At 72.3% G+C, this 8116-nt stretch carries 4 protein-coding genes; all 4 read left to right on the top strand.

Features of this window, described 5'->3' with window-relative positions:
* Positions 1-122 precede the first annotated feature (122 nt).
* From IEZ15_RS39540 to IEZ15_RS39525, 4 genes are read left to right on the top strand one after another with little or no spacing between them, the layout of a single operon-like run.
* Positions 123-1181, top strand: coding sequence for a DUF2397 family protein (locus IEZ15_RS39540; RefSeq protein ID WP_268250496.1), 1059 nt, complete (start codon positions 123-125; stop codon positions 1179-1181).
* Between the two features lie 5 nt (positions 1182-1186).
* The gene (locus IEZ15_RS39535; RefSeq protein ID WP_189281841.1) at positions 1187-2419 is read left to right on the top strand and encodes a DUF2398 family protein; all 1233 of its coding nucleotides are present in this window, start codon (positions 1187-1189) and stop codon (positions 2417-2419) included.
* Positions 2416-6573 (top strand): SbcC/MukB-like Walker B domain-containing protein, encoded by a 4158-nt coding sequence (locus tag IEZ15_RS39530; protein WP_189281840.1) that lies wholly within the window; start codon positions 2416-2418, stop codon positions 6571-6573. The genes IEZ15_RS39535 and IEZ15_RS39530 overlap by 4 nt, the downstream gene beginning before the upstream one ends.
* A complete protein-coding gene (locus IEZ15_RS39525; protein ID WP_189281839.1) occupies positions 6570-7934 on the top strand; it encodes a DUF2399 domain-containing protein in 1365 nt (454 codons plus the stop codon). The genes IEZ15_RS39530 and IEZ15_RS39525 overlap by 4 nt, the downstream gene beginning before the upstream one ends.
* The last annotated feature ends 182 nt before the right edge of the window (positions 7935-8116 follow it).

Here is an 8116-nt window from a genome sequence, read left to right as displayed (position 1 = left end):
CCGGAACTCAGGCGAGTACTTCGATGTCCCCAACGGGAACTCCTGTCCTATGGATCTTCACGATCCAATGATCAGGGTGTCCACGATCAAGGGGAAACGCCCATCAGCCGTCGCACGCCGCTCTGTCGGAGCTGGCGGGGCAGGTGTTCGTCGAGCACGACCACCTGGACGGGGCGCTGGTGGGCCAGGCCGACATGCTGGCGCAGCTGGCCGACCGGTTCAACCTGGACCTGCGGGCGACGGGTGAGCTGAAGCAGCTGATCCTGGAGTACGCCACGCATGTGGTGGTCCATCTGGATGCCGCCGTGGTCCGGATTCATGCGGAGCTGGTCCGGCTGCGGCCGCACTTCGCCGAGCTCGCGTCAGCGCGGCGGGGGCAGTCTGCGGCCGGTGCGCTGGTGGCGCGCGGGGTGCTGGCTCCGGCGCGGGGGCTGCGGGTTGCGGACTGGGAGCAGCTGCTGGGGTGGTTCTCGCCCGGCACAGGTAAGGCAGCGCGGTTCGCGCTGCAGTTGGTGCGGGCGATCCCGATGCTGCATGCCAATCTGCTGCGGCACCAGAGCGTGGCCGGGCCTGCGACGTTGCGGGCGCGGGCTCTGTCGCTGGCGGTTGCCTGCCAGGATCCGCGCCACGGGCGGGCGGTGCTGCGTCAGGCGCTGGCGGACAGGCCGTGGACGAAGCTGCACACGGTCGCGGAGGCTGACACGGGTGAGGTGGTGTCGTGGCACGAGGGCCCCCGGGTGGCGGCGCTGGCGATGCTGCGTGCCACCGGGCAGAGCTCAGCCCGGGGGGCGGTGGCGGGGCGCAAGCCACGTGATGAGAGTGCGGCGGCGGCGCGGCGGGCGGAGCGCGAGGCCCGGCACGGTGCCGCGGTGGCTGAAGTTCTGGCAGGAGGCGGCCCGTTGTCGGAGGTGGCCTGCCGGCTGGCGCTGAGGGCGGTCATGACCGCCGCGCGGGCGCCCAAGGACGCGGCGGGGCGCGTCGGCCAGGCAGAGGGAGTCGGGTGCACGCTCGTGGCCGCTGCTGGAGTGGTGGGGCGGGTCGACGGGGAGCGGTGGTCGGTGCTGGTGCCCGGACACAAGGTGCTGTTCCATCCCCCGGTTGCGGTTGCAGCAGGGCGGGTCCCGGCAGGCCGTCAGGCCGCGCCGGTGAAGGTGAACGTCCTGGTCGAGGCATCGCGGTGAGGGGGGTGCTCGGCAGCGGGTCCCGCCGGCGGCTGGTGGAGGACGAGCAGGAAGCTGTCGCGGCGCTGGTGCGGCGGCTTCGGGTGCAGACCTGGCTGATCGGCGGGCGGGACGACGAGCTCATCGACGCGGTGCACCGGCATGCCGGTGCGGTGCGTGCCTCGTTGGAAGCGGTGGGCTGCATGCTGACGGTCGAGCCGGATCTGGTGCGCGTGCACGTGCCCGTGGAACCGGTCGCTCTGATGCCCGGCGGCGACGCCCCGGAGGGGGTGTGGTTCTGGCTGACGGTTCCCGTGCTGGAGAGCCTCCCCCCCACAGCGCCATTGGGACAGGTGGTGGGTGCGGTGCGATCGGCCGCGGCGGAGGCGGAGATCGCGGTGACGCAGTCACAGCCCGAGCTGCGCGCACTGGTCACCGGGCTGCGGATGTTGTGCGAGCGCGGAGTCCTGAGCGAACTCGAGGGCCGGGTCGAGGATCTGATGGGCGGCTCGCACGATCCGCCGGTGCTGCTGAAAATTCACCATGCCCGTCTGCTGCACCTGCTGCCGCGCAGCGTGCCGCTGGACGACGAGGGGCAGTGGGTCAGCGATCCGGGGCAGGACCCTGAGGGCTGGCTGCGCTCACTGCTGCGGCCGGGCGATGAGGGGGTGCGGGTGCTCGGCATGCTCGCCGACCGGGCGGTCGTCCATATCTGCGACCTGGACGAGGCGGAGCGGCAGTGGTTCAGCACCCGGCTCGCCCGCGAAGGGGCCCGTGTGGCAGAGACGTTGGGGCTGCACCTGGAGCACCGGCTGGAAGGCGCTTGTCTTGTGGTGCCCGAGGACATCTGCGACGCCCGGGGGCTGGGCCAGTTCCGCTTCCCTCACCGGCAGCAGGGCGGTTCGGGCACCCTCCGGCACGCCGCCCTGCTCCTCATCGACTATCTGAGCGGCAAAGGCGAGCGGGGCGGGGCGGCGGCTCCCGGTGAGGGGTGGTGCGGTGCCGCCGCGTCCGTGGTGGTCCGCCGCCTGGGTGAGCTGGCGGTACGGCACACCAGGTGGCGGGGAGAGTACCGGCAGCGGCCTGAGCAACTGGCCGGGCAGATCCGGGCGCTGCTCGAAGAAGCTGATCTGCTGCGTGTGACCGCGGGCTATGAGGACTGGTGGTGGCTGTCTCCCGCTGCGGCCCGCTGGACCGTCGTCGCTCACGACGAGCAGCTTTCTGATCCCCTGGGCAGTGCAGGAACGGAGACGCGATGAGTGGGTTGAGTATCCCTGCCCGGTGGGCCGGCCGGTGGTGCCTGGCCGGTGCGGGGGTGGAGAACGTCGGGCTGATCCCCCGGGAGGTCCTGGCGTGTCCCTCGGGCCGGATGCTGGTGACCGGTCCGAACGGCACCGGCAAGACCACCCTGCTGGAGAAGCTGTGCCCTCATCTGCTGGATCCCACGTCGGTGCAGCATCTCAGGTCGGGGAACCGGGCCACGACCCTGGAGTCCCTGATGAAGAGCGGCAGCTCGGGACGGCGTCGGGTCGGGTACCTGTGGCTCAGCTTCCGCCCGCCCCAGGACGGGCCCGAGGCCGGCACCTCCACCGTGCACTACGGTCTGCGCCTGGACTACGCGCAGGGCACCAGTCCGTCCGTGACGCGGGTGGGATTCATGATGCCTCTGGTGCCCGGCTCGGACCGCGAGGACCTGAGCACGCTCAGCCTTGAGGCGTTCACCCAGTACGTCACCGGGCACGGCGGCACTGTCTTCGAGCGCCTGGACGACTACGTGGCCGATCTCGCCGAGCGCGTCTTCGGCTGTGCTCCCGCCCGGCTCCAGCAGATCGCCCGGCGTATCAGGAAGGTCCGTAACCCCGGCCTGCTCAGCGAACTGACGCCCGTTCAGGCCGAGCAGCAGCTGCAGGAGGTCCTGCCGCGCGTCAGCCCCGAGGTCTTGCGGGTGACGCGGGAGGCCCTGGCAGCTGCCGAATCCACCCGCGCGCGGTACGTACGGGCGGAGAAGACCTCTGTCCTCCTTCACGACCTTTCGTCGGCCTGGCTGCACTCCTGTGCACGCACGGTGCTGAGCGCGGCGGAGGATGCCCTGGAACACGTGGCAGCCCGCCGCAGTGCCGAGGAGGAGGCCGGGGAGGCGGCCGCGCGCGCCGAGGCATCGGGGCAGGGGCATGCCGCACTGGCGGCGTTCGTGGATCAACTCGACGTGGCGGAGCGGGAGACGCCTTCGCGAGCGCAGGCCCTGGAGCGGGATGCGGCCTTCAGCGACGTGGCCCGTGCCCGCGAGAGGGCCGACGGGTGCGAGGTGGGGCACCGGCAGGCCGAAGAGCTGCTGGAGGCGCACTGCTCGGCAGCGGCGGATGCCGCCGAGCGTCTGGAATCGGCGGTGAGCGGTGTGCGCGAGGTAGTGGAGGGTGTGGCGGGCGCCTGTGCCCAAGCGGGTGTGCCCGGCGTGGTGGTGTCACCGGTCAGGATGGAGCGCGTCGAGCAGGCCCCTGTGACGATCGGTGCGCGCAGCTTCGGTCCGCTCACCGAGATCACTGCCGAAACCGATCCGGGCGCGGTGGAGGAGTCGGCGGTGGCGCTCAAGGAGGCGGAGCACCGCCTGCGCCAGCGCGGCACGAACGCCAAGGTGCTCGTGGTGGCCCATCAGGACGTCGAGGAGTTGAGGCAGAAGGGCAGGGAGGCGCGTGCCCGGTCGGACGCCGCCGCCGCGACGGCGGACAGGGCCATCGACCGGCACCGTGATGCTCACGATGAAGCGCATGCCCAGGTTGCCGCTGTGTCCGAGGCCGTACTCACGTGGGCGGGCTCGGCACAGTGTGTGGTGCGCGCGCCGCTCTTCGATCTGGCAGCCGTCGCGGCCCAGGCCCGGACGTGGGGGCAGGATGCGGAGCTCAGCGCGGCGGTCCGTGACGCCGCCGCTCTGGGCAAGCGTGTGGCCACCGGTGCGGCCGCCGCCTCCAGTCGCGCGCGGCAGCGTTGCGAGGACTACCGGCATCTGGCCGTTACTCATCGCCAGGCCGCAGCCCTGGCGGCCGAGCAGGCCCGGTTGTGGGGCAGCGGGAAGCTGCCGCCGTTGCCCGGTCCGGCGTGGCTGCAGAGGGCCGAGGAGGGCAACTGCTTCGCCGTGGCCGTCGACTGGCGCCCGGGCGCCCTGCCGGCCGGGCCGGCCCGCAACGCGGTGGAAGCTGCCATGGCCGCCGCCGGCCTGCTCTCCGCACAGCTGTCACCGCGAGGCGTGAGCAGCGAGGGGGGCTGGCGGGTCGAGCCCCTGGGCCCGGAACTTCCCCTGGAGGACAGTCTCGCCTCCCTCCTGACGGTCGTGCCCGGCCACCGGCTGGGCACGGTAGCCGAGGCCGTCCTGAAACGGATCGGGTACGCGCCCACCGCCGACGACACGCAAGCGGGCAGTGGACCGGAACTGCTGATCGGCGCCGACGGTACCTACCGCTGCGGTCCTCTCATCGCCCGGCCGCCTCAGGCGGCCCACGGAAGCGCACCGGTGGCCCAGCACATCGGAAGGGAAGCCCGGCAGGCAGCAGCCTGGCGGGAGGCCGCCGCGGCCCAGCGCGAAAGTGACCGCTTGGAGCTGACGGCAGCACGCCAGGCACGGGCCGCGGCCCGGTTCACGCAGCACGCAGCGCTGCTGGACAAGCTCGCCGACCAGTTCCCTCACGAGCTGTCCCGCACCGCGTCGCAGGCAGAAACCGTCCGCGCGCAGTGCGCGGTCGCCGAGCAGGACGCCCGTGCCCACGCGTGCGAGGAGGACAGGCTGGCGCAGGAGAAAGAAGCGGACGCCCGGCAGGCACTGACGCAGTGGCGTGCACAGGCCGCCGCCTACGGGCTGCCCGACAGTCTGCCCCTGGTGCGTGAGGAGGCCGAGGCGTCCGCCCGGCGCGCCGACCTGCTGAGCCGGGCCGTGACGGAGATGCACGGCGTCAGCGACCTGCTCGACGACGTGGCGCGGGCAGCGCAGTCGGCTGTTGACGCTCGCCACCGTGCCCAGCTCGGCAGACACACCGTCCTGGACAGCCTCGGACAGCTCAGTGATGCGCGGGCCGCGCTGGAAGCCTGCCGGCAGCGCAGCGGCATGGACGAACTCGCTCTCGTGCAGGAGGCGTCCGCAGCCCGGCAGGCGCACCATGACGTACGGAAGCGCCTGGACAAGGCCCGCGGGGATCTGGCGGAGGCGAACTCCGTCGCGGCTGCGGCACGGCAGGCGCAGGCGGACGCCGCGCGACGGCTGCGCGAGAGCCGACCCCGGGCCGAGGTGTCCGTGGAGGAGGTGCGCCGGTGCTTCGCGCTCGACGGTCTCGCCGAAGCCCTCTCCCAAACGGCGCAAGACGCGGCAGACCACGACGACGTCCTGACCTGGCTCACCGAGTTGCGTGCCCGCCTGCTGGCCATCCCGCGGCCGCCCACCGGCCTCGACGCGTGCGCCGACGCCCTGCGCCATCACCTGGCCGCCGCACCGGAAGGGGACTGGCATCTCGGGCACGGTCCGGCTCCGGAGAGGATGCCCACCCACCAACTGTCCTTGGCCGGACGGCGTATGTCCCCGCACGCAGCCGCCCGGATGGCGGCAGCACACCGGGTGGAGGCACAGCAGGCCTACAGCGCGGCGGACGAGAACGCCCTGGAGAACTTCATCCTCGGCCGGATCCCTGCGGCCATCGGCACCGCCTGGGTCGACCTGCATGACTGGGCCGACCAAGTCAACGAGCAGATGGGGCTGACCGCCGCTTCCTCCGGAGTCGGCGTGCAGCTCAAGCTTGCTCTGCGCCGTGATCTGCCGCCCTCCCTCGCAACCATCCATCATTTGACGTGCGAGAAAGGCGATGCCGAGCGCTCACCGGAGGAGCAGCGTCGTATCGGGCAGGAACTCCTGGCGGTGATGCGACTGGGCGACCAGACGCGGGCGGGCGATCCCGGCTCCAGCCGGGCCGACCGGCTGGCCGAAGCCATCGACATCCGCAACTGGATCACCGTCCAGTACATGATCACCCGGCCCGGGACGGTGCGACAACAACGCTGGGGCGCCACCGGCGTGACCGTCTCCAAGGGCGAGAGCCGCCTGATCGTGCTCGCTCCCATGCTCGCCGCGCTGGCCGCCGAGTACCGCGATCTGCCCCCGCACGCGGCCCGTCTGTGTGCTCTGGACGAAGTTCCCGGCGACGTCGACGACCACGGCAGAGACGGCATCGCCGCCTACCTCGACAGCCTCGACCTGGACCTGATGAGCACCAGCCACAACTGGGACGGCTCCCCCGGCGCCTGGGACGGCATCGACATCTTCGAACTCGAAGAAGGCCCTCAGGACACCGTCATCGCCTTCCCCTTGCGCGTCTACGGTCCCCTGCTCCAGCAGGCCACCGGCCACCTCGCCGCGTCGTCGGCCGGTACGTCATGAATGCCGCCAGCAGTGGCCGGGGCGACTGCCCCGAGCAGCTCTGCCACAACGGGGGATGCCGGAATGCCGATCTGGCCGCCCTGCTCTCTCCCGAGGTGCGGTGGCTGTGGGAGCAGGTTGCCCGGCGGGCCGACCAGTGCGGGGACGCCGCCATGGACAGCGGCACGATCACGATCACTACCCCGGGCGCGGCCGAGCAGCGTGCCGCCGTGATCGGTCTGCTGGCCGCGCGGCCGCTGCCCGCTGGGTGCACCCGGCGCATCGACCTTCAACGGCTCACTCAGGCTCTGCAACGCCGGGGACCGCACCTGACGCCGGGTGCGGTCGCCGCCCACGCACTGGGCAGGCCGCTGGCCCACGGCGCAGCCGACAAGGCACGGCTCGTAGCCCGCCTCACCACCCTGCAGCACCTCCGCAGCCGCCTGGGGCGTGCCCTGCCGCCCACCGTGCCACTGCGGCCGCAGGATACCGGCTGGGACAGCCTGCGCCGGCGGGGCACTCTCGCCCGTCTTCTGCAGCACCCCCGCCCGGAACAGCTGCTGACCGCCGCCTTCGCCGTCCTTGCTCATTTGCCCGCCTCGGCACGCGCCGACCGGCGCCGCCTTGCCCACGCGGCCACCGGCTACCCTCATGCGCTGGACGCCGGAACCGAGCTGGCGGCGCTCGTCCTCGCCGAAGCCGCCACAGCCCGGCCCGTCGCCGGGCCCAGCCCGTCGCTCCGGGAGGCCTGGGACCGGCTCGGCGTCGACCTTGACACCTCCACCGGTGGGCTGCTCACTCTCGGCGTCCTTCCCACCGGCTGGCACCTTCCCCCAGGAGCGCCCACCGTCCTGATCCCGTGGGTGCTGCACCGCGCCGAGTGGCCCGCGCCCGCCCGCGGCGAGGACCGGTGGGTCTTCCTCACCGAGAACCCCTCCGTCGCCGCCGCGGCGCTGCACAGCGTCGAGGGCGACGTACGGCTGCTGTGCACGGTGGGGACGCCGTCGCGTACGGAGCTGGACGCCGTCGCGCGCCTGGCGGCGGCAGGATGGCGCATCGCCGTGCGGGCCGACTTCGACTGTGCCGGTCTCGCTCTCGTACGCGCTGTCCTCGCCGCGGTTCCCGGAGCCCAGGCATGGCGAATGACCGCCGCCGACTACAGGGCCAGCCTGCACCCAGCCCCTTTCGAACCAGATGTGCTGGACCTCGACCGCCTCGAGGACACTTCCTGGGACCCCGCACTCGCCGCCGCCATGCGCCTATCCGGTCGGCCCGCCTATGAGGAGGCCCTGATCGAGGAACTTCTCGCCGACATCCGCCACGGATCCCCGCCCCTCGGAACACCGGTCTACGCCAACTCAGCGGCCGCCAGTCGGGCTTGAGCGCGGCGGCGTCCCCCGGGCGTTGCGTACCCGATGCGAGGGGATGCCGCTCTCCTCCTGACCGGACACGGTCACGTCCCTGCGAGGTGGTGCAGCCGCCGCAGCAGAGCCTGCCGAAGCGGGCGTCAGCAGGGCCAGCGCGTACCGCTGCCCCGAGGTTGTGGACGAGTTCCGAAACCTCG

The organism is Streptomyces atratus, assembly GCF_014648655.1.
In the GTDB taxonomy this organism is placed as follows: Bacteria; Actinomycetota; Actinomycetes; order Streptomycetales; family Streptomycetaceae; genus Streptomyces; species Streptomyces atratus.
Note: the sequence above shows the minus strand (reverse complement) of the source record. Positions and strands in the feature narration are given on the sequence as shown.